This is a genomic window from Pseudomonas sp. UBT, from assembly GCF_050915955.1.
In the GTDB taxonomy this organism is placed as follows: Bacteria; Pseudomonadota; Gammaproteobacteria; order Pseudomonadales; family Pseudomonadaceae; genus Aquipseudomonas; species Aquipseudomonas antarctica_A.
The window spans coordinates 3,608,756-3,630,829 of record NZ_CP168079.1 but is presented as its reverse complement, the minus strand read 5'-3'; the positions used below and the strand labels follow the sequence as shown (position 1 = coordinate 3,630,829).

Here is a 22,074-nt window from a genome sequence, read left to right as displayed (position 1 = left end):
GCTATCGGGGCGACATGACAAGCGGATGACACTCAGGTGTGCTTGTAGGAATTTTGTGCATTTTGCGTATGTCGTTTCCTCGCTGCTGCCTAAATCGACACTTCCGTCATATACTGACGATCTTATTCAGGGCATAGCGCCCATGACAGACCATTCAAGGAGCAAAAGCTATGCGCTGGAGCCACTACTTCGCTCAGCTATCTGTGTGTGCCACCGTCCTTCTGGCCCCGTTCGCCGTCCAGGCTGCGTCGGAAGACGATCCATGGGAAAGCGTTAACCGCCCGATCTTCACCTTCAACGATACCGTTGATACCTACGCGCTCAAGCCATTGGCGCAGGGCTACCAGTTTGTCACCCCGCAATTCATGCAGACGGGCATCCATAACTTCTTCCGCAACATCGGCGATGTCGGCAACTTTGCCAACGACGTGTTGCAGCTCAAGCCACACGCGGCCGGTGTCGACACCGCTCGATTGCTGATGAACACCACGTTTGGTGTGCTGGGCTTCATTGATGTCGGCACCAAAATGGGGCTGCAGCGCAACGACGAAGACTTCGGCCAGACCCTGGGTCGCTGGGGCGTCGGCAGCGGTCCTTACGTGATGTTGCCGCTGCTCGGCCCAAGCACCCTGCGTGATGCGCCGTCCAAATACGTCGACAGCTACACCCAACCGTACCGTTACATGAACGATATCGGCTGGCGCAACAGCACCTTCGGCCTGAACATCGTCGATACCCGTGCCAGCCTGCTCGACAGCGAGAAGCTGATCTCTGGCGACAAATACACCTTCATCCGTAACGCTTACCTGCAGAACCGTGAGTTCAAGGTCAAGGACGGCAAGGTCGTCGACGACTTTTAAGCCGTGACGTTTTGAAATGAAAAAAAGGCGACCCGAGTGGTCGCCTTTTTTGTGCGCGGTTTCAGCGCATTTTCAAGATCCTGAGGCCCAGGTGCTGGCGCTCGCCTTCATTCCTGGCCCACACCACCTCGGTGTCCGCCTCCAGGCCCGCGAGGGCAGCGTGCTCTGAATCAATACGCACCGTCAGCGGGTCTCCGACCTCGAACTGGCGCGGTGCCTCAACCTGCATACCGGAGCTGGAAAGGTCTACACAGACCCCGGCAATCTCCTGCCCGGCGTGGATCAACGACACATCGGCATCCACTCGCATGCGGATGAAATCGCGTTTTTCGGCGTAGTCGCGCTCATGTTCGCTCACAGCTTCCATCCTTACTTTGTGTTGTGGTGGTGGCTGTTCTTATAACTCCCGGTGATTTGCGGTGTAAAGACGCCCGGCGACCATCGGCATGAGCTTGAAACCCCTGACGGATGGGAGTACCGTCTGCGCCTTAGAAGGGCACCTCTGCTTTACCTTTGTGCATGGGCAAAATCCCAATGCTTTGTAGGACAGAGAGGCTAGAAAGCGAATCCAGTACGTGAGCCCGGCCATTGTCGAGCCACCTACGCCAACCTAATTCTGGCGCCGTTTGCCCACATGCAAAAAACCAGTGCCACGCTGCTGATAATCGATGACGACGAAGTAGTGCGCGCGAGCCTCGCGGCCTATTTGGAAGACAGTGGCTTCAGCGTCCTGCAGGCCAGCAATGGCCAACAGGGTCTCCAGGTATTCGAGCGCGACAAGCCCGACCTTGTGATCTGCGACCTGCGCATGCCCCAGATGGGCGGCCTCGAGCTGATCCGCCAGGTGACTGAGCTTGCCCCGCAGACGCCGGTGATTGTTGTGTCCGGTGCCGGCGTGATGAACGACGCCGTCGAGGCCCTGCGCCTGGGCGCCGCCGATTACCTGATCAAGCCCCTGGAAGACCTGGCCGTGCTGGAGCACTCGGTGCGCCGCGCGCTGGACCGTGCCCGCCTGCTGCTGGAAAACCAGCGCTACCGCGAAAAGCTCGAAACCGCCAACCGCGAACTCGAAGCCAGCCTCAACCTGCTCCAGGAAGACCAGAACGCCGGTCGCCAGGTGCAGATGAACATGCTGCCGGTCAGCCCCTGGACCATCGACGAGTTCAAGTTTGCGCACCAGATCATCCCGTCGTTGTACCTGTCGGGTGATTTCGTCGATTATTTCCGCGTCGATGAGCGGCGTGTGGCGTTCTACCTGGCCGACGTCTCCGGCCACGGCGCTTCTTCTGCTTTTGTCACCGTGTTGTTGAAGTTCATGACCACACGGCTGTTGTTCGAATCCAAGCGCAATGGCACCTTGCCGGAGTTCACCCCCTCCGAGGTGCTGGGCCACATCAACCGAGGCCTGATCAGCTGTAAGCTGGGCAAGCACGTGACGATGGTCGGCGGCGTGATCGATGAAGAAACCGGTCTTTTGACCTACAGCATCGGCGGTCACCTGCCGATGCCGGTTTTATACACTCCAGACAGTGTGCGTTACCTGGAAGGCCGTGGTCTGCCGGTGGGCTTGTTCAATGAAGCCACCTACGAAGACCACATCCTGGAACTGCCGCCGACCTTCAGCCTCACGCTGATGTCCGACGGTATCCTGGACCTGCTTCCAGAGCCTACACTCAAGGAGAAAGAAGCCGCCTTGCCTGAAAAGGTCAAGTCGGCGGGCGGCAGCCTGGATGGCCTGCGGCAGGTTTTTGGATTGGCCACGCTAGGGGAGATGCCGGATGATATCGCCCTATTGGTGTTGAGCAGGAATCTTTGATGAGTACCGGAAGAATCCAATTCGCCGAGCAAGACGGGACCTTCGTCCTGAAGTTTGTCGGTGAAGTGCGCCTGACCTTATGTTCGGCGCTGGATGCAACGATTGAGCGGATTTTCACAGCCCTGAATTTCTCGGCGATCGTGATCGATCTGACCGAAACCCGCAGCATCGACAGCACCACCCTTGGCTTGCTGGCCAAGTTGTCCATTCTGTCGCGACAGAAGGTTGGCCTGTTGCCGACTGTCGTCACCACCCACGAAGACATCACCCGGCTGTTGCAGTCCATGGGTTTTGACCAGGTGTTCAACATCGTTGACCGCCCGATCCCCTGCCCGGAATGCCTCACCGACCTGCCTTCGCAAGACCAGTCCGAAGAAGTGGTACGGATCAAGGTGCTCGAAGCGCACAAGATCCTGATGGGCCTGAACGAGTCCAACCGCGAAGCCTTCCACGACCTCGTCAACGCCCTGGAACGCCACTAGCTTCCCAGTTGAAACCCAATTCCAATGTGGGAGCAGGCAAGCCAGCTCCCACAGTTTGAACTGTGACCGGCTTGAGATCGGCGAAAGGCACAAAAAAGGGCGGCACCCGCGAGGGTGCCGCCCTTTTTGTCGCCGACTGCCTTACAACTTGGCAGCCAACAACGCCTCCAGCTTCTCCTGGTCCCGAGCAAACTGACGAATCCCCTCCGCCAGTTTCTCAGTCGCCATCGCGTCCTCGTTGGACTCCCAACGGAACTGCGCTTCAGTCAAATGCACCCGCGCTTCGCCGGCATGGCCTGGTGCCAACTTGCGCTCCAGCTTGCCTTCATCCGCCGCCAGCTTCTCCAGCAGGTCCGGGCTGATGGTCAGGCGATCACACCCGGCCAGCTCTTCAATCTGGCTGAGGTTACGGAAGCTCGCACCCATCACCACCGTCTTGTAGCCATTGGCCTTGTAGTAATTGTAGATGCGCGTCACCGACTGCACGCCCGGATCATCGGAACCGGTGTAGTCGTTGCCGTTGGCCTTCTTGTACCAGTCGTAGATACGGCCCACGAACGGCGAAATCAGGAACACCCCAGCCTCGGCACAGGCCACGGCCTGGGCAAACGAGAACAGCAGCGTCAGGTTGGTCTGGATACCTTCTTTTTCCAGTGTTTCGGCTGCACGGATGCCTTCCCAGGTGGAGGCGATCTTGATCAGCACACGGTCACGGCCAACGCCGGCTTTGTCGTACAGGTCGATCAGACGGTGCGCACGCTTGAGTACGGCGTCAGTGTCGAACGACAGGCGGGCATCCACCTCAGTGGAAATACGGCCCGGTACGACTTTCAGAATCTCTTGACCCACCGCCACCGCAAAACGGTCGCTGGCCAGGCCCACGTCGCCGTTACAGTCCTTAACGCACTCATCCAGCAGCTTGGCATAGCCTGGGATCGAAGCGGCCTTGAGCAGCAGGGAAGGGTTGGTGGTGGCGTCTTGCGGCTTGAGCTTGGCGAGAGTAGAAAAATCGCCGGTGTCGGCTACAACGGTGGTGAATTGCTTGAGTTGTTCCAGCTTGGAAGTCATGGGCGTGCTCTGTCCTGTGGGTCTGATGACATTACCCGAGCGCCGGCAGGCGCTCAAGGGCGCAAATGCGTTCGATCGTTTGCGAGGGCAACAACCTGAAAACAGCCGTTTGAATCACCGGCCATACTGCTAGTTAGGAGGCCAAAATCGCCATCAGGTTCAACCCAACTGCCCGATGACCACCCCGGGCAAAATGTGGGAGCTGGCGTATCAGCAATGACGCCCTCAAAAAACCACCACCACCTACCTGATGCACACAGCTCAAAATGTGGGAGCTGGCTTGCCAGCGATGACGCCAGCCCAGCCCCTAAACATCCCCCTGACACCCATCACCCAAAACTGTGGAAGCGGACTTGCTCGCGATGATGCCAGCCCAGCCACTAAACATCCCCCTGACACCCATCACCCAAAACTGTGGGAGCGGGCTTGCTCGCGAAGGCGGCCTGTCAGCCCCAAATAACCCCACTGACACCCAACCCGCTAAATCACCGCCCCTCCAACAACTCCCCCGCCTGATCCAGCAACGCCAACGGATCACTCGCCTTATGAATATCCACCGACAACAACTGCCTGAACCGGCGAGCCCCCGGAAACCCGGTCCCCAACCCCAGCACATGCCGAGTAATGTGATGCATCGCCCCACCACTGGCCAAATGCTCCGCAATATACGGCCGCAACTGCGCCAGCGCCTCAGCCCGACTAATCACCGGCGCCTCACTGCCAAACAACTGCTGATCCACCTCCGCCAGCAAATACGGATTGTGATAAGCCTCGCGCCCCAACATCACCCCATCAAACACCTGCAAATGCGCTTGGCACTGCTCCAGCGTCTTGATCCCACCGTTCAGCACAATCTCCAGCTCCGGGAAATCCTGCTTCAACTGCGCCGCCACGTCATAGCGCAACGGCGGAATGTCGCGATTCTCCTTCGGCGACAACCCCTCCAGAATCGCAATCCGCGCATGCACCGTAAAACTGGTGCACCCGGCATCCCTCACCGTCCCGACGAAATCACACAACTCGGCATAACTGTCGCGCCCATTGATCCCGATACGATGCTTCACCGTCACCGGAATCGACACCGCATCACGCATCGCCTTCACGCAATCCGCCACAAGCGCAGGGTGCGCCATCAGGATCGCGCCGATCATATTGTTCTGCACCCGATCACTCGGGCAGCCGACGTTCAAGTTCACTTCATCGTAACCGCCAGCCTCAGCCATACGCGCGCAGGCCGCCAGGTCAGCGGGCACGCTGCCGCCCAACTGCAGCGCAAGCGGGTGCTCGGCTTCGTTGTGACGCAGGAAACGGTCGTGGTCGCCATGCAGGATCGCGCCGGTGGTGACCATCTCGGTGTAGAGCAGGGCGTGCTTGGAGAGCAGGCGCAGGAAGAACCGGCAGTGACGGTCGGTCCAATCCATCATCGGGGCGACGGAGAAGCGGCGGGAGAGGGGAGCGTTTTGTAGGGGCATTGGGGGTCTGAGTCAGCGGGGTGAATGGGGCGCAGTTTATCAGGGATGGGTCTTGGGGGTGGGAGGCGCGTGTTTTGCGACCTTCACCACTTCGAGCGCGGACGTTGCCGTGTGTGGAATATGCCAAGAATTTGTAGGCGATCACTGCGTACCCGATACGGAATCAGGTAAGACCAGTTGGGAACTGCCCATTCTCGGGTGTGTTTGACCCGACCTTCACGGCCCATGGAGGGAAACTGCGCCAGTTTGTCGACGCTGGCGAAAGTAGCGTCGGAGAAGTCGTCAGCTGCCTTTGGATTTTCGAGAGCTATATAGTGGCTTCGTCTTCCAGGTTTTTGAGCGCTTTTTCAAGCCACTCAACCCGCTTTCCGGCTCCAGCGCCTAGCGCGCATCGCTGCTATTTGGTCATCGGTGGCGAATTTGCCTTGGTCGGCTTCTTTTGCTGCCAGCTCGATCTGAGTGGTCAGCGTTTTTTCGTGTTCGATGTAGTCGCGAAGAACGTCCATCGCCAGGTAGGTCGCAGTCTGGCCATTGATTTTGGCCAGGTCGGCGAGAGAGTTGGACAGGTCTTCTGGCAGGTTTAGGGATATTCCAGTCATGGTGGCCTCAATGGTGGACGCTTGTGGGGCATCTTACACCGTGGAACACTCGCTTGAATCGACAGGTCGTCGCGAGGTGTATCCGGGAGTGATTTGTTCGACATCACTGCCGGAGTATCGTGGTCTGACCCCGATATCCTCTTCCGACAGATCCGAGTGGCTGTTTCGAGGCATAAGCCGGAACAGGTCGAGAGTCCGCTTTTGGCCGATTCCTGCCCTGCATGAGGGGCAGCTTTGGGTCGAAAGCGGTCCGTCCTGACGGCGGATATCTGTCGGAACGCTTTCGGCTACTATGCCTTCTGGCCTATGGGCGCCATTCAAGCTTCGGGATATCGCATGGAAACTGTCGACGTAAACCGCCTGAAGATCTGGCAGGCACTTTCAGAGTTTTTCCTCGATACTGAGGTCACCGACTCGACTTTTGACTATATCGCTCGCGTAGTCTTGGAAACAGGCTATTCGCCCCAAGAAATTCACAGCATCCTTTGGGGTGAAGTTTTCCCGGCACTTGAAGGAAACCTAAAATCCATTGCCGGTGAATGGGCGGGATGGACAGATGAGTGGCTGTTAGAGCATTTGTCGGTATGTAAGGTCTCTACGAAAAAATTGGGTGACAGCGGAATTATTAAAGAAATCAGAAGATGCTGGGGGCAAGTGGCAACACGGCTTCCGCTGGCATATGCCTGACTCGACTTCATCAATGCCCCTAGTAGCTACCGGCTCCTATCGGCCAATACCGGCCAGTGGATGACCAGCAGAGTCGACAGAAGGAGGAGTCACCAAGGCTTGCGGTGACTACGCTCGATCTATCCGCCCGGAGTAGCAACCCTGCTTGGCGTTGTGAACGTGAATGTAACTAACCTCTGGATTGGCAAACATCCGAGTAATGACAGGTTCTATTGCTATCCCATCAGCGACGTCGGCGTCGAGCATCATCCCATCGTCAGTGAAAGCGCGAAGGGATAGTAGGCGGATTCGCATAGACTCGGGTATCTGGTCGACTGCGTCATAAGCTTGCGTGGCCCACTCCCGTATGAAGATCGCGTGTGAGGTATGGTAGGGCGTCTTGGCTGCCTGAGAGACATGGTTGAGTAAAAGCACGCTCTGACCTAGTTCCGCATCCTTCATTTCGATACGGTCAGGAAAGCCTGGGTTGCTGTCGACGATGTAACGCTTTATCCCCAGAGACGAAAGTTCTTGGTCGGGTAGTCCAAACAGTGACTGGAATGGCTCGGGGGAAAGGCCAGTTATACGAAATACCATGATCGAACTCCTATTGGTTTGGAGTGCTATCAGACTGGAATTCGTGCAGTACTTACTATCCGATTCTTGCTGCGTCATTCAAGCCAAGCGCGCCGGAGCGCAGCGTTTTAGCAACGGATCGTTAAGCCAAAAATCGTGTGAGTTTGGACGTCAGCTAAGGGGCGGTCTCTTTATATGGATTATTTCGATCAAAAAAAATTACTAAGAATTTTTAATTTTCAAATGAAAATTTTTAAGGTTCGGCACGTTTACATCGTGGAGAGATATCTTGGTAGAAGTTATTTTGCCGCGAAACTGTAACTATTATTTAAAGAAATAGAAATATTGGAGTGCTACGTTGAAATGGCCTTGACTTACCCAGCTATTAAGTTGGAGGCGGGTGGGTGATTCAAGGATTAATCAACTCAAATGGGAATTTCTATGAAAGCTGCTATGGATGCAAAAGAACTGGTTCAGGTCCAAGAAAACGCTCTTACTGTTGACGCCACTACTTTGCCTTCTGGGGAAGAGATGGAGTTGTTTCAGCATGCCACTACAATGATGATCGACCGTGGTGATGATGACTGGATGGTTAATTCTCAGCTGCAAGCTGCGTAATTAATCTACAGGCGCGCCACCTATCGGTGGCGCGTTAGGGCGCTATATGATTAATGCCGAAAAAATTGCACATGATTTTTGTAGAAAAATGATCCAGAGTCTCGATAATTTGGAGTTTTCCATATATGTAGGCGGTTCGCTTGCTATTAAACAAAATGATAGATTTTCAGATGTGGATGTGTGCATAGTTCATAATGGAAATATTGATTTTTCCAATATCGCGGGCGCTGAAAATATTAGAAAAACTTCTCGAGGTTTTCAAGCAGATGTTTTTTTTGCTGGCGAAGTAATAGATCTAAGATTGGATAGAGTTGATTCAATAGTAGAGTGTATTGGTCATTACAAGTCATATAAAGATTTATCACCAAGAACTCAACTGTATTTATCTGCGTTGCAAGCAGGGCAGTATTATAGGGATGACGTTGAGGTAAGAAAACTAACTCTAAATTTGGTTCTTGATAAAGAGGCTAGGGGAAGAGTTATAGAAGGCAATTACCGATTTATCAGGGACTATGGCTTTGCTGTTTATTTGGAAAGGGGTGATTACGCGACTTTTGTAGATATGCTTCTATTTTCCTATCGAGCATTTGTACATATTTTCTATGCCCTGGATTTTAGCTTGTTTCGCGGTTACAAGCACGCGCCTGTTTTTGAGACGGAAAGAAATGAAGGTGGATCTGCTGTTCTTACTGCTTTTCAGCGTGTTTTTAAACAGCCGGAATTGATAAGGCTTGAAGAGCTTGCCGATTTATTAAAAGGCTTCTTTCAACGCCATCTGCCGTTTAAAAAAATAGATTTTGATATTAGGACAGAGCGATAGCTATATGGAATTTCAGCATGGAGTAGTAAGTGTTGAACATGTCCCTTGGAACGTTCCAAAAATTTCAATGGATTGGCTAAGTGAAATTCTTCTTGGTGATGTGGGTTTGAGGGATTTTCTTGTAATTAAGGAAGGCAGTAGTTGTAAAAAGTCTGTATATTTTAGATCCTGCAAGGAGCAGATGCTATTATTGATAAGGACACTTTATTCAAAGGAGGGTTGCACTCTTTATTTGAGGCGTGTCGAGTATTACGATGCTTGCTGCTTAGAGTTTTACAACCAAGTGCAGAAAAGTTTTCCAAAAGCTAAAGTGCAGTTTAATGTGTTTTTCACACCGCCAGGCGCGTTTGCTCTGCCTGCTCATTCAGACGATCATGATCTTTTGATAATACAAGTTTCAGGCGAGAAAGAGTGGTTTTTCTGGCGGCCATTGCCAGAAGAGAGCTGTTTAGGGTTTGATTCAGATCAAATAAGTTTTGCCTCTCGCGAGCATGCAAATAAGCATACGGTTGAGCAGCGGACAACATTAGAACCCGGATCTTATTTTTTTATGCGTAAGGGGACTATTCACAGAGCGCGCTGCAACGATCTACCTTCCGTCCATCTGAGTATATGGCTTGATTATGATTGAATCAATTCTATCGAGCGTTAGATTTGCAAATGCTCAGTTCAGATTTATGGAGCATATGAAGGTTTCTTCACCTCTCCTATTGGCAAATTTAATCTCCAGTACTCAAGCCTTTGTGTTACTTACGATAGCTATTGTCTCTCTTTCTCATCAGGTTCTAATTTTAACATACGCAGCTAGCCTAGGCCTTTTTTATACGGCTTTGGTACTCGCTGTTACGAACCCAATCGGATATAGAATTAGCTCCCACATAGCTAAAGGGGATCATAGATCTGTTTGTTTTACGATGTTAAGAGCGTATCCATACTTGATTGTGCTAATTGTTATGTTGTGGTTTGTTCTAATTTTTTTTCAAAGGCTGGCTGTTGCCCCAATTTTGTCAAGGGTTGACTCAGATGAGTTGGCTGAGTATATGATTTATTATTGGGTGGACTGCGCGATCTTAACCCTCTCAGTTCCGTTGTATTTGCTAGTCGTAGCTCTTAAGAAAAACGTGGTTATACTGGCGATCACTTTTTTTGGTGTTGGTGTAACTGTGGCGTGCGCTTCATACCAGGTACTCTTACAAAGTGCACAGATACATAATATAGCAGCATCTGCTTTATATGGGCGGGTGGGTATGGCTGTAGCCTATATTTTTATTTTTATAGTGTATGTCAAAGATATATGGCCCCATTTTTCAACGGAGTCTCCAGATAAAAGTAATTTCAGTGGTAAGGAATTATTTACTGATGTTCTTGATTATGTTTCTGCCTCTATTGTCAGTAATGGGTTGGTGCTAGTTCAGGCTTTAGTGCTTTCATTGACGCCAACTATATTGATAGTGAACGCTACCGTCAGCAGTGTAAGCAATGTTTTTAGCTCGCTGGGGCTTGCTTTGGGAACCTCAGGTGGAGTTGCTTTAGCAAGCGCTCACGCACGCGGTGCAAACCACTCAGAGGATATCGCGAAGGCAATTAAATTGTATGCAAAAATTCTTGGAGGATTTGCTTTTTTTTGTAGCTTTATAGTGCTGGTATCTCAGTTAAATCTACTTAAGGTATTAGATTATGTTGAGTTGTGTTATTTGGGCTTTGTAACATCTGCTCTTGTGGGTGTGGCATTTTTTATAAGTTATACGTCTAAGGCTATATTAAGGGGAGATGCCCGGTTTCAAAAAGACCTGACGTTTAAGTTTGTGAGGTTAAGGGTGCTTGCGCTTATTTTCTTTTATGTTTTAACAATAAGTGATAATCTTTCTGGAGCGATTTATTTTACTTTGATGCTTCTTATGTCGTCCTACTATGCCGTGTCGGTATCTCGGCGTATAAATAGTGGTCTATGGGCAGAAAAATTTAATAGGATATAAAAATGATATTGCTACGACCTAGATTGGTTACTTCGAGATTGGAAATTCGTGCATTCAAAGCTGAGGACTTCAAGTCGTTCTATGAGGCTATCAATCACTCGAAAATAGCAGCTGATATGGGCTCATTGAGCTATCCTTACCCCGAAGCAGAAGCTATCAAATGGTTTGAGTCGCACGATCAGATGGAGTCTTCAGGAAGGGCGCTTGTGATGGCGATCACGTTGCAGGGATATATAATCGGGGCGGTTAGTTTAGTTGGTATTTCAATGTTTCACTCTAGATGTGCATTGACTTATTGGGTTTCCCCTGAACATTGGGGTAAAGGTTATTGTACTGAGGCAGTGGAGGCTGTAATAAAGTTTGCTACTCAAGATCTTTCTATACATAGAGTGTTTGCGCAGTGCTTTGAGAGGAATTTTTCATCACGAAAAGTTTTAGAAAAGGTTGGGATGACTTTCGATGGGCTTTTTATAGATGATTATAAGAAAGATGGTGTATACGAAAATATTGTTCAAATGTCAATGATTGGATCTTCTGCTTAAAATGTATTTTAACGATATTTTTACACGTAATTGCTAAGAAAGTAGGCCAGCCTGAGTTAACCTTAAATCTTTCAGCTGAGAATTTGTGCCAATCATCAATCAATTGGATTGTCCCCCCCCCATCATCTTTAGCAGGCAGCATAAATTGGGATGCGAAAAATAATCCCATTCATTAACTGAAGGCTACATAGAGTCTAAATAAATACATGGGGTTGGGGCTTAACAAGCGAAGTACTACAGAACAATCCGGGTGTGTTTTGTTAGGGACGATTGGTTCGTAACTTCGCCAGGCCCTGCTTGATGTGCCCAGCATTTTCGCCGATCACGAATAGCGCCCCGCGTATGTTATTGCCAATTTCATCCAGGCCTTGCTTTTCGCTTAGGAGAGCCAATTCCATCAGAGCAGCTTCTTACGCGAGCTGATTCTCGTACATTCGTTCAAGCAAATCCGGGAGTGAGTATTCCCCTGACATGTGTGCTATCTCATCGAAAAGGCCTAAGCATAGCAGAGGCCTACCAAATTGATGCTTGCTTAGAAGTTGCTACAAGGCCAAACGCACAAAGCCCGGTAAGCATAGCTGGTGGTGGTTTTAAGGAAGGCTATGTCCAATCCATCATCGGTGCGACGCGGGAGTGATAAGGTGATCCAGGGAATAAGCCTGATGCTGTAAGAAATTTCCCCGCTTTGGATAACGCCGCGGATCTCAAGGAGATCATTGTGCCGTATATCGTGGTCTGACCCCGATATCCCCACAGGCGTTCGCGTACTACGCCCGAGCTTGGTTGGGGCCAATGTCGGGTGTTTGTGGGGGACCTGGCGGAGCTTCCGTGTCGGCGACTTCGAGTTGGCGTCATTGGCATGCCAACTGGCGTGTCTTACCAATGCCTCTGTCCTGACCTGGCGATAACCTTCACTCACATTGAGTCGGGCGGAGGTTTGTTCCATGAAGCAATCAAGTCGAGTAGCACTGGTAACGGGCGCTTCTTCCGGGATGGGGAAAGCGTTCGCACAGGCGTTGTTGGGGGAGGGCATGGTCGTTTACGCCGTTGCCCGGCGCGTAGATCAGATGACGGAACTGCGCCGGTTGGGGGCGATTACACTCGCGATGGATATCACCTGCGAGCAGGATGTGGAGCGAGTGGTTGCCCACATTAAAAGTCAGCACGGTGCAGTAGATGTGCTTCTGAATAATGCCGGCTTTGGATTATACGGGGCGATGGAAGACACCCTGATCGATGACGCCCGCTACCAATTCGAGGTGAACCTGTTCGGGCTTGCACGACTGACGCAGGCCCTGCTGCCGGGTATGCGTAGCCAGGGCAAAGGCCTCATCATCAATATCTCCTCCATGGGGGGCAAGGTCTACACCCCGCTAGGCAGTTGGTACCACGCCACCAAACACGCCCTGGAAGGATGGTCGGATTGTTTGCGCCTCGAGCTTCGACAGTTCGGTATCAACGTGGTCTTGATTGAACCGGGCGCGATCGACACCGAGTTTGGGGCGGTCATGCTGGAACCCATGCTTCGCCGTTCGGAAAACGGTGCTTACCACGCGATGGCCCAAAAGGTCGCCGCTGCCACGCGGCAGTCGTATAAACCCGGTTCGCTGTCCAAGCCCCAGGTCATCGTCGACCTGGTGTTGAAGGCTGTGCGTAGCGCCCATCCCAAAACACGCTATGTTGGGGGTAAATATGCGCGGCCACTGATGACCATCCGTAAATGGCTGGGTGACCGGATTTACGACAAGATAATGATGGCTATGGTGCGGTGACAGGAGCGAAACCTATGAGGCCTGCTACGCAGTTTTCGGTGCATCCGGGGTGGGCGTTGGTCATTGCTGATCTCGGCGCGAACGTTGCCGATGTGCTGAGGCTTGCCAAGCTTCCCGATGACCTTTTTGCCCGGCCAGATGCGAGCGTGGACCCGATAGAGTATTGCCAGCTTTGGCTCGCACTGGAGCAGTTGACCCAAGGGCAAGAACTGCCATTGATCATAGGCAAAGCGATTACCGCCGAAGCGTTTGACCCTCCCCTATTTGCAAGCTTGTGCAGCCCGAACCTGGAGGTCGCCCTGCGGCGACTTGCCGGCTATAAGGCGCTGATCGGGCCTCTGGTGTTGCACATTGAGCAGCAAGCGGCCTTTATGGAGGTGAGTGTAGAGTTTCCGAAGGTGGTTCCGTCATGGCCTGCCAGCACCGTAATGACGGAGCTGGTGTTTTTTACTCAACTGGCTCGCCTGGCAACCCGTCATCAGATCTGCCCGATACGTGTGCAATTACCGACGCCTCCCGATGATTGCCGTCCTTACGAAGCGTTTTTCGGCTGCGCTGTCACGGTGGGCCCCAAGCCTTCAATCAGGTTTAGCGACAGTGATTCAAAGCGGCCTTTCCTGACAGCAAACCAACCCATGTGGGCGTTTTTTCAGCCCCTGCTGGACAAACGCTTGAGTGAATTGGACGCCACCGCCAGCGTGCGCAAGCGTGTGCAGGGTTTGCTGCTTGAGTTATTGCCAAGCGGCCAGGCGAGCATCGATGCGGTCGCGCAACGGCTGGCGACGAGCAAACGCTCCTTGCAGCGCGCGCTGGAGCTTGAAGGCAGCAGCTATCAAAAGTTGCTGGTGGAGACGCGGCGCAGTCTTGCCGAGCATTACTTGAGCCGTTCGCAAATCAGCTTTGCTGAAGTAGCGTATCTGTTGGGTTTTGAGGACGGAAACACCTTCCACCGTGCTTTCAAATCGTGGTCGGGGATTACACCTGGGGTTTACCGTTCTCAATGGTCAAGCAGCGTTTTTTATTCCTGATGTTTTTAGAAGATGATTTTCTACTTCTTGTCGTTTGGATAAATCCGCGGATCTTAAGTAGATAATTGCGCCGTATAGCGTGGTCTGACCCCGATATCCCGGGCTGCCGCCCTTATAAACCGGGGGCCTTGGTTTCGAAAAACGCGAACGGGTAGTTTCGAATGTCTCCTTCATCGCCACGTTTAGAAAAGACCCTGAATTCAGTTGCTTAGAGTTCGCGGACACTACTGGAATGAGAAGATGGAGGGTGCGTGTCAATGGCCCCCTATTGATGCAAAGCTCCAATATTTTTTAGTGGGAGGGAGTTCGATCTTGGGCTATCTCAGTAAGCCTGCTACTGTTTTGCCATCTTTTGAATACCCGAAATCACACCTCTAAAAAATGGACTTGTCTGAATGGACGAATTTAGTTTTAGAAACGATCTCAGCAATCTCATGCGTGACTGTGACCTCCAGCAGCTTCTGGATTTCATCGGGCATGACTATGACTTCGAAGCGGATCCGCACAGGGTGCTCAACAAAGCCGCCCATTACAGAAGGGAAGAAATACTCCTGCATGCACTAGACCATGGAGGAAATCCCAATGGTGATGGTGAATTCTCTCCGCTGGCGTCGGTCTGCGGACGTGGCGACCTAAAGCTTGCGAAATTGCTGCTCAAGCGCGGAGCAGAGGTCGACCTGAAAGGAAAGTATGGCGTTACTGCAATGAGCTCGGCGGTGCGCAACGGGACAATTCCTGCAGTCAAGTTGCTATTGGATGCAGGGGCGAGTCTAGACGGAGCTATGGAGGCGGCTGTTGACGGGCTTCGTATCGCCTTTGTGAAATTCCTGATCGAGGCGGGCGCACCGCTTGACCAGGTCGATCGCAACGGGATGACTCCTTTGCTCCTCGCGTGCAGTGCAGGAAAGAAAAAGGGTAGTGAGATCGCGATGTTGCTTCTGCGGGCGGGAGTGGATGCGACTTATGTTCGCGAGGAAGATGGTATGTCCGCTATCAAATTCGGCTATTGGGGTTACGGTGAGTGCTCTGCGGAAGTATTCGCTGAATTGAGGGCTCGAGGGGCCCCGGAGCCTGAGTCGGATTTTCAAATCCTACAATTGAGGTGATCCAAGCCTGGAACGATTCATGGCTTCAGTGAGTGGGAATGGCACTGGTACGAAAGTGGTACGGATGACTGGCGATGGGGCTGTAATGCTCGTGTTTTCAGGCCTGTAGATTCAGGCGGTCCAATCCATCATCGGTGCGACACGGGAGTGATAAGGTGATCCTGGGAATAATCCTGATGCTGTAAGAAATTTCCCCGCTTTGGATAACGCCGCGGATCTCAAGGAGATCATTGTGCCGTATATCGTGGTCTGCCCCGATATCCCCCGATAGCCCCCAGAAATTCGGTCGGCGCAGGACCCGGAGTTGCAACCGGGTGACCGTTTTCTAATGCAAGCCACTACACGTAGACAGGGATGCCGTCACCATGAACAAAGGCTTCTACCATGCAGACAAGCGCCTGCACCTCAGCCCTTCGTACTCGCTGGCACCAGGCCTGGTAAAAGTCTGTGGCGTCGTGGTGCTCAAGGAGTCGCGGTTATCCCCGGTGAATGGCTTGCCCTGTGCGGGGTACTCGATACGAATCGAGGAAAGTTACCGCAACAGTGTCGACAAGGACGAATGGAGGACGGTATTTACCGACGTACAATGCAGCAATTTTGCCCTTAAAGATGCCCACGGCACTGTGGATATCTTGGCTGCGGGCATTGATCTGTTCTCAGGCCAGGTGCCAGAACCGGAGGACTATCGATACATAGCGGGGGAGGGACACCGCCAGCAGGGCGAGGTTCTCTTGACCGAAGGTCTGGAGGTACTCGTGATTGGCACCGCGATCCAGCGTAACGGCAAAACCGTGATTGCCCGGGGCGAGCAAACCGATACGGTGTTCGGCGTAGAACGGTTGCGCAATGTGAACAACTACCGTATTGCTGTCCCGGCCTGGCGAGCCCTTGGTTTGTGTGGCGTCTTGGTGGCGTTCTTCAGCCTTGCGCTGCAGGTCATTGATCCAGCGCACTGGGCCCAGTGGCAGTTGCCCAGCCGCGATACGTTCCAGCAGATGAGCGCATTGGGGCCGTTCTACGAATGGGTGGCTTTTTTGTATCAGCGCCAGGGTTCGTCGCTGCCGTTGATGGCTGCTTTCGGTTGGACGGGTATGGTTTTATTGCTAATGGGGGCCGCCCGGTTGCTGCTCTATCGAGATATTCAAAAGGTGGTGCAGCCCATACTCATCGCCTGGTGGGGGGTGGGTAGCATCGGTGGCGCTCTGGTGACCTGGGCGCTGGTGGTTCTTGAGTTCGATCCATTCAAGATCTTTTTGATCTGGCTGAGTGTGATCATCGTTGCCCTGGGCTTTTCGATCACCCAACAACGGGCATTTCGGGCGATGGTAGCAAGCATCCTCAAAAGCGAATCACCCTAAGGAAACTCTGCGCGAAACCCTCTGATGGTGCGACGTGATAGCGTATATCGTGGTCTGACCCCGATATCCCTGCTGGAAACATTGAAAACAGTGGGGCGGGTGAAGGGTTTCGAACCCTCGTTATCAGTTTGGGATGCTGCGCGCATGCGGGGTAGGGGCTACCTTTCAGCGGACTAGGAAAGGGGCAATCGATCGCTGGTTGCTAACGATTAGCACCGTATTTTTTTAGAAACTCTGCGCCATCGACTATCTGCAATTGAGAATCTAGCGTAGGAAATCCACGTTTTGGTGAGTAGATTTGGCGGCTACAGTAGGCTGCGGTTCGTCCATTGGCTGCTGCCACAAGCTTTGGACGTGCGACGTCGTAGCCGTTATGACCGTCAAATGTTCCGATTAAAACTAGACTCTTTGTCAGCGGAAAAACAATCTCCGTGTCTTTCATGGCAAAGCCCGGACTATGCCTGTAGTGGATAGGGATTTGGGAAGGGTTACGCCATGTGAGTGATACGGGATTGTCGCTTGTGATTAGGTGGCCATCTGCCGGATCGACTCTGTAGAGCATCCAGTTCCTTCGAGAAAGCAGGGGCAGGACGGTTTCGTGCATCGCTTCTTCTGATTGTAGGTGTCTCTCGTTCGTTACTTCTATGTCGTATTCACCACCTTCGAAGAAAGCCTTAACGTCATCATAGGTCGGCCCGTCGCATGCCATTTCTCCATCAGATTTCATTTCGGCCGTAATACTCTCGTACATCTCGGGTTGGGCGAGAACCATGTCCATCGTAATCTTGGCTAGCTGAGCATGGAATTTACGCATGCTCTCTCGACGCTCAGGGTGACGGACTGCGAGCAATGCGATGAGGTTCAAAATTGTATTTCTTACGTCACCCTCGAATTGATTGGTCGAGTCAAGCTTAGCGATGGCGGGTGCTATGAGAGATTCAAACTTCGCCATGCCTGTCTCGATTGCATTGGCATCTATGCCAGGGACAGAGATTCGATTGAAATCTCTTACTGCGCATACGTTTCGTGGGACCGTCTCAAATCTGCTGCCTGTCACAACATCATAAACGGTAAACTTCGACTTTTTTGATCCGCCATCTGTAAAGGCTCGCAGGTACGTTTGCGGTACGTAGTGGTGATTTCTGGCGTCAGTACTCATTTTAGTCCTATGGTAACCAGTCTTTGGGCGACTCATTTCGACCGATGCTTGGAAGTTGAAGACAGGTGTTTTTAGTCAGGGTTCTTTGCTCGCAAACGCGCGAATCTTTGTTTTATATGACCTGCATTCTCGCCAATGGCGTGAAGTGCTCCACGCACGTTGCTACCCACCTCTGTCGAGCCCCGCCTTTCCACCCACAGGGTTAGCTCCATCACCGCCGCCTCCTGGGCAAGCTTGTTGTCGTAGATGTTCCCAGTACAGCCGACAATGAATAGTCGTTTGGCATGGTTTCGACTCCTTTCGAGAAAGCCACAGCATAGCAGCCACAGTGCCCCGGATTGGAGTCGAAACCGGTTGCTTAAAATTTGCTACAGCGGATTAGAGCGGGGGCGGGATCGGCGTGTTCACGAATGTTAGTGGTACAAAAGTGGTACGGGGGGCAGGGTGGCTTGAAGCGCCGTGTTTACAGGAGGCTGGCTATCGGTGCGACCAATCCATCATCGGGGCGACGGAGAAGCTGCGGGAGGGTGGGGCGGTTTGTAGGGGCATTGGGGATCTGAGTTAGTGAGGCGAATGGGGCGCAGTTCAGGAACGGGTGTTGGGTGTCGGGGAGGCGTGTTCTGTGCCCTTGCATACGCCGATGAGTTCAGGGCAATCGCTGCGTCGAATATCGTGGTCTGACACCGATTTGCACCGATATGCAGACAGTAAATACAGCGTTGTCGCAATAATGCTAGCTGCGACATCCTGGAGGGCAACAAAACGGCCCTCCGGGAGAGTTCTATTAATTTCCGAGTTGGATGTCCAAGCTTGTACGGTATTGATCTATTCTAATGATCAGTATCTTGCCCGCCATAGATATTGGCTCTGCTTCTCGAAGAGCGACCGTCGCTATAGCGAGTATCGTGTCCGCCATAAATGTTCCCGCTGCTTCGCGCCGAAGTCCCATCGCTGTTGCGGGTATCCTGCCCGTCGTAAATGTTCTTACTGCTTTGCGAGGTAGTGCCATCGCTGTTGCGAATATCTTGCCCACCGTAAATATTGGCGCTGCTTTGCGATGTGCGGCCATCGCTGTAGCGGGTATTCTCGCCACCATAAATATTGGCGCTGCTGGTAGACGTTGTTCCATCGTCATATCTGCAATTGTAACCGTTATAGATATTCTTACTGCACGTGTCAGCATAGGCTTGATGCAGGGTTGAAAATAGAATAATCGAACCCAACAGAGCAATCTTAAGGTTCATTAAAGCTCCGTTCGAGATAACTCGATATCACAGGAAAAGATATTAGGTGCCGCGGCCACGCGCGAGAGTTTTTTTTAATGGAAAATGGGAATATTTATGAATGTTTGTATCGAACTCCTTGATCAAGTCTGGGGGGCGGAGTTGCTTTGCATGCCTGAGCGAGTCAATGGGGCTGGCAACCTGCCACTGTTTATACAGACTGAACACCTCAGACGAAGTTTCCGCTATAAAAATTATTTTTATTAAATGTCTATCGGGGTCATGTATATCGGGTTCAGACCACAATAAACCCTAGGAATCGTCCCACACTTTTCTCAGCTTGCCCGTCAGACCACCCATCGCTAACCTCATCCAGCCGCTGCAAACCCAGCGGCCGGAGGTGGAAGTCCGTATTGCTAAGGCGTTTTAACTCCCGAAAATATTTGGAGCTTCGCCAATGCCTTACAAATCGCGCAATCCTTATGTCGATCAAAACACTGCGCCCGTCGATGCCAAGCTACAAACGGCTGCTCAACGAGCAATTCACCATTACCTGCCGCCATCTGATGACGTTGCCCACGCCGAGCATCCAACCAGCAATATCTTCCTCGTCAGCCCCAACATCGACACCGAAACCCTCCTAGCCAACGCATCCGAAAACCTCGATTCCGCCAACCAAATGGCCGCCACTCTGGCCTTCGACCTCGAAGACCCGCACCGCGCCATCATCCTCGGCATTCAACAACTCATAGACCTAAGCGCGCTGCTCGTCGCCCGCGCCCAAGAGCAAGTCGCGCCCGCCGCCAGCCCAGCCACCGCCTGACCCCAAACCCCGCCGCCTTACCCCAAGGCGGCAACCTGAACCCATGCTGTCACCCCGCAATATTTCATAATCCCCAGTGCCTTTGAGGTCTACGATCCTCTTTAAGAGAGGCCCCCCGCGCCTCCAGCCCATAGGGAACTGAAAACATGATCTCGAACCTGGTTAAAGTCGTGATGATTGCTGGCACGTTGCTGTTGGGCGCTTGTTCGACGGGGTCGTCGGGCGGGAGTGGTGACCCTTGTTTTTCGGGGGGATGCCAGGCGTTTGGGGACCATAGCCCGAGCAAGGCGGCCAAGATGAATTTTGGCGGCAGTGGGTTGGGGAGTAGTTATGGGGAGTATGGGTCCGGGTTGTTGCATGATGATTGAGGCAGTGATGGTCAGTCAGTGGTGTGGTGACTGACCTACTGCTATCGGGAGCAAGCCCCCTCCCACATGTGGGGGTTAGTGGCCGCCCTTCATGCGGCGGGCGATGAGGTAGAGGCCCAGGCCGGCCAGCGCTGTTGCGGCGCCGATGTAGCCGGTGCTGGTCCAGCCGTAACCCGCCGTAATCGCCATGCCGCCAAACCACGGCCCCAGCGCGTTCGCCAGGTTGAATGCCGCATGGTTGGACGCTGCCGCCAGGCTCGGGGCTTCGTGGGCGATGTCCATCAGGCGGATCTGCAGCGGTGCGGCCAACGCCACCATGGTGCCGACCAGGCCCATGCTCAGTAGCACGCCCCATAGCGACGATGCCGCGAAGGGGAAGAACAGCAGCACGGCTATCGACCACACCAGGATCAAGCCCACCGCGCGGAACTGCATGCGGTCGAACAGCTTGCCGCCGGCAATGTTGCCGATGATGCCGCCTACGCCAAAGGCGGCGAGGCCGAAGGGAATCCATTGTGGCGAGACTTTGGTCACTTCGAGCATGGTCGGGGCGAGGTAGCTGAAGACGCAGAACATCCCGGCAAACCCAACTGCGCCAATCGACAGTGCCATCCACACCTGCGGTTTGGTGAAGGCGCGCAGTTCTTTGCGTGGGTCGCTGCGCGGTTCGTCGCGGCGGTCTGGGACGAATTGCCAGACCAGGAAGAGGGTGCACACGGCGATGGCGCTGACCAGCGCGAACGCCGAGCGCCAGCCCAGGTGTTGGCCGAGGAAGGTGGCGATGGGGTTGCCGAGCAGCATGGCCAGGGTCAGGCCCATCATCACGCGGGCCACGGCGCCGGCGCGTTTGTCGTTGGGCACCATGCTCGAGGCGACGACGGCGGCGATGCCGAAGTAGGCGCCGTGGGGCAGGCCGCTGATAAAGCGGAAGGCCACCAGCGAACCGAAGGTCGGGGTGAAGGCGGTGGCGAGGTTGCCCAGCGCGTACAGGCCCATCAGCAACAAGAGCATGTGTTTGCGCAGCAGCTTGGCGCCGAGGATGGCCAGCAGCGGGGCGCCGACCATCACGCCCAGGGCGTAGGCGCTGATGGCGTGGCCGACTTGCGGTTCACTCAAATTCAAATTGTGGGCGATGTCGGGCATCAGGCCCATGATGGCGAATTCGCCGGTGCCGATTGCGAAGGCGCCCACGGCCATGGCAGCTTCCATTTTGGCGGCGCTGCGCGCGGGCAGTACGTGCCCGGGTGTTTGCTGGATAGTCATGGGTAACTCTGTGTGGGTGAAGTGCACGAAGGACCGCCGCCGATGCTACGCAAGCAGCGGCGAAGGTGTCTAGAACAGCCTTGAACGCGAGAGTTCCACCCGATTGCTACCCTGTGACCCCACGTCGCGCTCGCTCGGCTTGACAGGGGCGGGGAAAAGTCCTGTTTTAGTGCTGTCAATTGGCCAAACGACGCATAAACGCTGTTTAGCGTGATATTCTGCGCGCCGTCTTGGTCTAGTCTTTCCCCGGTGCGTACACCCGTATACGTCCCGGCGGTTGGCTGTTGCCCAGGTAGCTGAAGCCAATAATGATAAGAAGTCAGCGCAGAAGGGACATAAAAGTGAGGTCGATACGTCGGCCTTGTGTGCCCACCCTGCGGTCCTTTTGTGAATGTGCAAACCCCCGCGGTGCGCTGCCTGGCGCGGCGTGATAGAGGGTTGCCCATGCTCAGGGGCAGTGGGGCGGATGGCGTTTTATC

The 22,074-nt window shown here is 53.2% G+C and carries 23 protein-coding genes and 3 pseudogenes; 15 read left to right on the top strand and 11 right to left on the bottom strand.

Annotation, left to right across the window (positions count from 1 at the left end; all coding sequences use genetic code 11):
- The first annotated feature begins 170 nt into the window (after window positions 1–170).
- A complete protein-coding gene (locus ACDZ94_RS16665; protein ID WP_064451403.1) occupies window positions 171–860 on the top strand; it encodes an MlaA family lipoprotein in 690 nt (229 codons plus the stop codon).
- A gap of 61 nt (window positions 861–921) precedes the next feature.
- Here ACDZ94_RS16665 and ACDZ94_RS16660 read toward each other — a convergent pair whose 3' ends face one another.
- Window positions 922–1,218, bottom strand: a complete 297-nt coding sequence (locus ACDZ94_RS16660; protein WP_064454876.1) for a PilZ domain-containing protein — start codon at window positions 1,216–1,218, stop codon at window positions 922–924.
- 276 nt (window positions 1,219–1,494) lie between these two features.
- Here ACDZ94_RS16660 and rssB point away from each other — a divergent pair, with 276 nt between their 5' ends.
- Together rssB and rssC are read left to right on the top strand one after the other, a co-directional pair.
- Complete coding sequence (gene rssB, locus ACDZ94_RS16655) at window positions 1,495–2,676, top strand: two-component system response regulator RssB (RefSeq protein WP_064451404.1); 1,182 nt, start codon at window positions 1,495–1,497, stop codon at window positions 2,674–2,676.
- Window positions 2,676–3,158, top strand: coding sequence for an anti-sigma factor antagonist RssC (gene rssC, locus ACDZ94_RS16650; protein WP_010566476.1), 483 nt, complete (start codon window positions 2,676–2,678; stop codon window positions 3,156–3,158). The genes rssB and rssC overlap by 1 nt, the downstream gene beginning before the upstream one ends.
- A 141-nt stretch (window positions 3,159–3,299) precedes the next feature.
- Here the strand turns inward: rssC and tal are convergent, their stop codons facing one another.
- From tal to ACDZ94_RS16630, 4 genes and pseudogenes are all read right to left on the bottom strand, one after another.
- Window positions 3,300–4,226, bottom strand: a complete 927-nt coding sequence (tal, locus tag ACDZ94_RS16645) for a transaldolase (RefSeq protein ID WP_064451405.1) — start codon at window positions 4,224–4,226, stop codon at window positions 3,300–3,302.
- Window positions 4,227–4,711: 485 nt separating this feature from the next.
- Window positions 4,712–5,698: a tRNA dihydrouridine(20/20a) synthase DusA gene (gene dusA / locus ACDZ94_RS16640; protein WP_432750474.1), complete on the bottom strand. Its 987-nt coding sequence runs from the start codon at window positions 5,696–5,698 to the stop codon at window positions 4,712–4,714.
- An 83-nt stretch (window positions 5,699–5,781) separates the two neighbouring features.
- Window positions 5,782–6,029, bottom strand: a pseudogene (locus ACDZ94_RS16635) (type II toxin-antitoxin system RelE/ParE family toxin).
- Window positions 6,030–6,054: 25 nt separating this feature from the next.
- Window positions 6,055–6,297 (bottom strand): CopG family ribbon-helix-helix protein, encoded by a 243-nt coding sequence (locus ACDZ94_RS16630; RefSeq protein ID WP_432750473.1) that lies wholly within the window; start codon window positions 6,295–6,297, stop codon window positions 6,055–6,057.
- 336 nt (window positions 6,298–6,633) lie between these two features.
- On the opposite strand from ACDZ94_RS16630, the gene ACDZ94_RS16625 reads away from it, so the two are divergent.
- Window positions 6,634–6,984, top strand: coding sequence for a DUF7079 family protein (locus ACDZ94_RS16625; RefSeq protein ID WP_432750472.1), 351 nt, complete (start codon window positions 6,634–6,636; stop codon window positions 6,982–6,984).
- A gap of 108 nt (window positions 6,985–7,092) precedes the next feature.
- Here the strand turns inward: ACDZ94_RS16625 and ACDZ94_RS16620 are convergent, their stop codons facing one another.
- On the bottom strand, window positions 7,093–7,425 hold the full coding sequence (locus ACDZ94_RS16620) for a DUF1203 domain-containing protein (protein WP_432751513.1): 333 nt from the start codon (window positions 7,423–7,425) through the stop codon (window positions 7,093–7,095).
- Window positions 7,426–7,980: 555 nt separating this feature from the next.
- On the opposite strand from ACDZ94_RS16620, the gene ACDZ94_RS16615 reads away from it, so the two are divergent.
- Genes ACDZ94_RS16615 through ACDZ94_RS16595 form a run of 5 tightly spaced genes read left to right on the top strand, consistent with a single transcriptional unit; the run spans window position 7,981 to window position 11,495 of the window.
- Window positions 7,981–8,157 (top strand): hypothetical protein, encoded by a 177-nt coding sequence (locus tag ACDZ94_RS16615; protein ID WP_432750471.1) that lies wholly within the window; start codon window positions 7,981–7,983, stop codon window positions 8,155–8,157.
- Between the two features lie 46 nt (window positions 8,158–8,203).
- Entirely contained in the window at window positions 8,204–8,977 is a 774-nt protein-coding gene (locus tag ACDZ94_RS16610) for a nucleotidyltransferase domain-containing protein (RefSeq protein ID WP_432750470.1), read from the top strand.
- Between the two features lie 4 nt (window positions 8,978–8,981).
- Window positions 8,982–9,608 (top strand): JmjC domain-containing protein, encoded by a 627-nt coding sequence (locus tag ACDZ94_RS16605; protein ID WP_432750469.1) that lies wholly within the window; start codon window positions 8,982–8,984, stop codon window positions 9,606–9,608.
- Entirely contained in the window at window positions 9,601–10,953 is a 1,353-nt protein-coding gene (locus tag ACDZ94_RS16600) for a hypothetical protein (protein ID WP_432750468.1), read from the top strand. Before ACDZ94_RS16605 ends, ACDZ94_RS16600 begins: the two co-directional genes overlap by 8 nt.
- Before the next feature lie 38 nt (window positions 10,954–10,991).
- Window positions 10,992–11,495 (top strand): GNAT family N-acetyltransferase, encoded by a 504-nt coding sequence (locus tag ACDZ94_RS16595; protein ID WP_432750467.1) that lies wholly within the window; start codon window positions 10,992–10,994, stop codon window positions 11,493–11,495.
- Between the two features lie 260 nt (window positions 11,496–11,755).
- Here the strand turns inward: ACDZ94_RS16595 and ACDZ94_RS16590 are convergent.
- A pseudogene (locus ACDZ94_RS16590) lies at window positions 11,756–11,968 on the bottom strand (hypothetical protein).
- 471 nt (window positions 11,969–12,439) lie between these two features.
- On the opposite strand from ACDZ94_RS16590, the gene ACDZ94_RS16585 reads away from it, so the two are divergent.
- The 4 genes from ACDZ94_RS16585 to ACDZ94_RS16570 all read left to right on the top strand — a co-directional run bounded on the left by ACDZ94_RS16585 (window position 12,440) and on the right by ACDZ94_RS16570 (window position 16,759).
- Window positions 12,440–13,267: an oxidoreductase gene (locus tag ACDZ94_RS16585; protein ID WP_432750466.1), complete on the top strand. Its 828-nt coding sequence runs from the start codon at window positions 12,440–12,442 to the stop codon at window positions 13,265–13,267.
- A 14-nt stretch (window positions 13,268–13,281) separates the two neighbouring features.
- On the top strand, window positions 13,282–14,295 hold the full coding sequence (locus tag ACDZ94_RS16580; protein WP_432750465.1) for an AraC family transcriptional regulator ligand-binding domain-containing protein: 1,014 nt from the start codon (window positions 13,282–13,284) through the stop codon (window positions 14,293–14,295).
- Between the two features lie 395 nt (window positions 14,296–14,690).
- Window positions 14,691–15,401, top strand: coding sequence for an ankyrin repeat domain-containing protein (locus ACDZ94_RS16575; protein WP_432750464.1), 711 nt, complete (start codon window positions 14,691–14,693; stop codon window positions 15,399–15,401).
- Window positions 15,402–15,766: 365 nt separating this feature from the next.
- Window positions 15,767–16,759 carry a hypothetical protein gene (locus ACDZ94_RS16570; protein ID WP_432750463.1) on the top strand — a complete coding sequence of 331 codons (993 nt, stop codon included), beginning with the start codon at window positions 15,767–15,769 and terminating at the stop codon, window positions 16,757–16,759.
- A gap of 202 nt (window positions 16,760–16,961) precedes the next feature.
- Here ACDZ94_RS16570 and ACDZ94_RS16565 read toward each other — a convergent pair whose 3' ends face one another.
- The 3 genes and pseudogenes from ACDZ94_RS16565 to ACDZ94_RS16555 all read right to left on the bottom strand — a co-directional run bounded on the left by ACDZ94_RS16565 (window position 16,962) and on the right by ACDZ94_RS16555 (window position 19,162).
- Window positions 16,962–17,918 (bottom strand): DUF4238 domain-containing protein, encoded by a 957-nt coding sequence (locus ACDZ94_RS16565; RefSeq protein ID WP_432750462.1) that lies wholly within the window; start codon window positions 17,916–17,918, stop codon window positions 16,962–16,964.
- A gap of 71 nt (window positions 17,919–17,989) precedes the next feature.
- Window positions 17,990–18,204, bottom strand: a pseudogene (locus ACDZ94_RS16560) (hypothetical protein).
- A 544-nt stretch (window positions 18,205–18,748) separates the two neighbouring features.
- On the bottom strand, window positions 18,749–19,162 hold the full coding sequence (locus ACDZ94_RS16555; protein ID WP_432750461.1) for a hypothetical protein: 414 nt from the start codon (window positions 19,160–19,162) through the stop codon (window positions 18,749–18,751).
- 436 nt (window positions 19,163–19,598) lie between these two features.
- On the opposite strand from ACDZ94_RS16555, the gene ACDZ94_RS16550 reads away from it, so the two are divergent.
- Both ACDZ94_RS16550 and ACDZ94_RS16545 read left to right on the top strand, forming a co-directional pair.
- Window positions 19,599–19,964, top strand: a complete 366-nt coding sequence (locus tag ACDZ94_RS16550; RefSeq protein ID WP_432750460.1) for a DUF6124 family protein — start codon at window positions 19,599–19,601, stop codon at window positions 19,962–19,964.
- A 146-nt stretch (window positions 19,965–20,110) separates the two neighbouring features.
- Window positions 20,111–20,332 carry a hypothetical protein gene (locus ACDZ94_RS16545; RefSeq protein WP_262206400.1) on the top strand — a complete coding sequence of 74 codons (222 nt, stop codon included), beginning with the start codon at window positions 20,111–20,113 and terminating at the stop codon, window positions 20,330–20,332.
- Window positions 20,333–20,407: 75 nt separating this feature from the next.
- Here the strand turns inward: ACDZ94_RS16545 and ACDZ94_RS16540 are convergent, their stop codons facing one another.
- Window positions 20,408–21,595 (bottom strand): MFS transporter, encoded by a 1,188-nt coding sequence (locus tag ACDZ94_RS16540; RefSeq protein ID WP_432750459.1) that lies wholly within the window; start codon window positions 21,593–21,595, stop codon window positions 20,408–20,410.
- Window positions 21,596–22,074 lie beyond the last annotated feature (479 nt).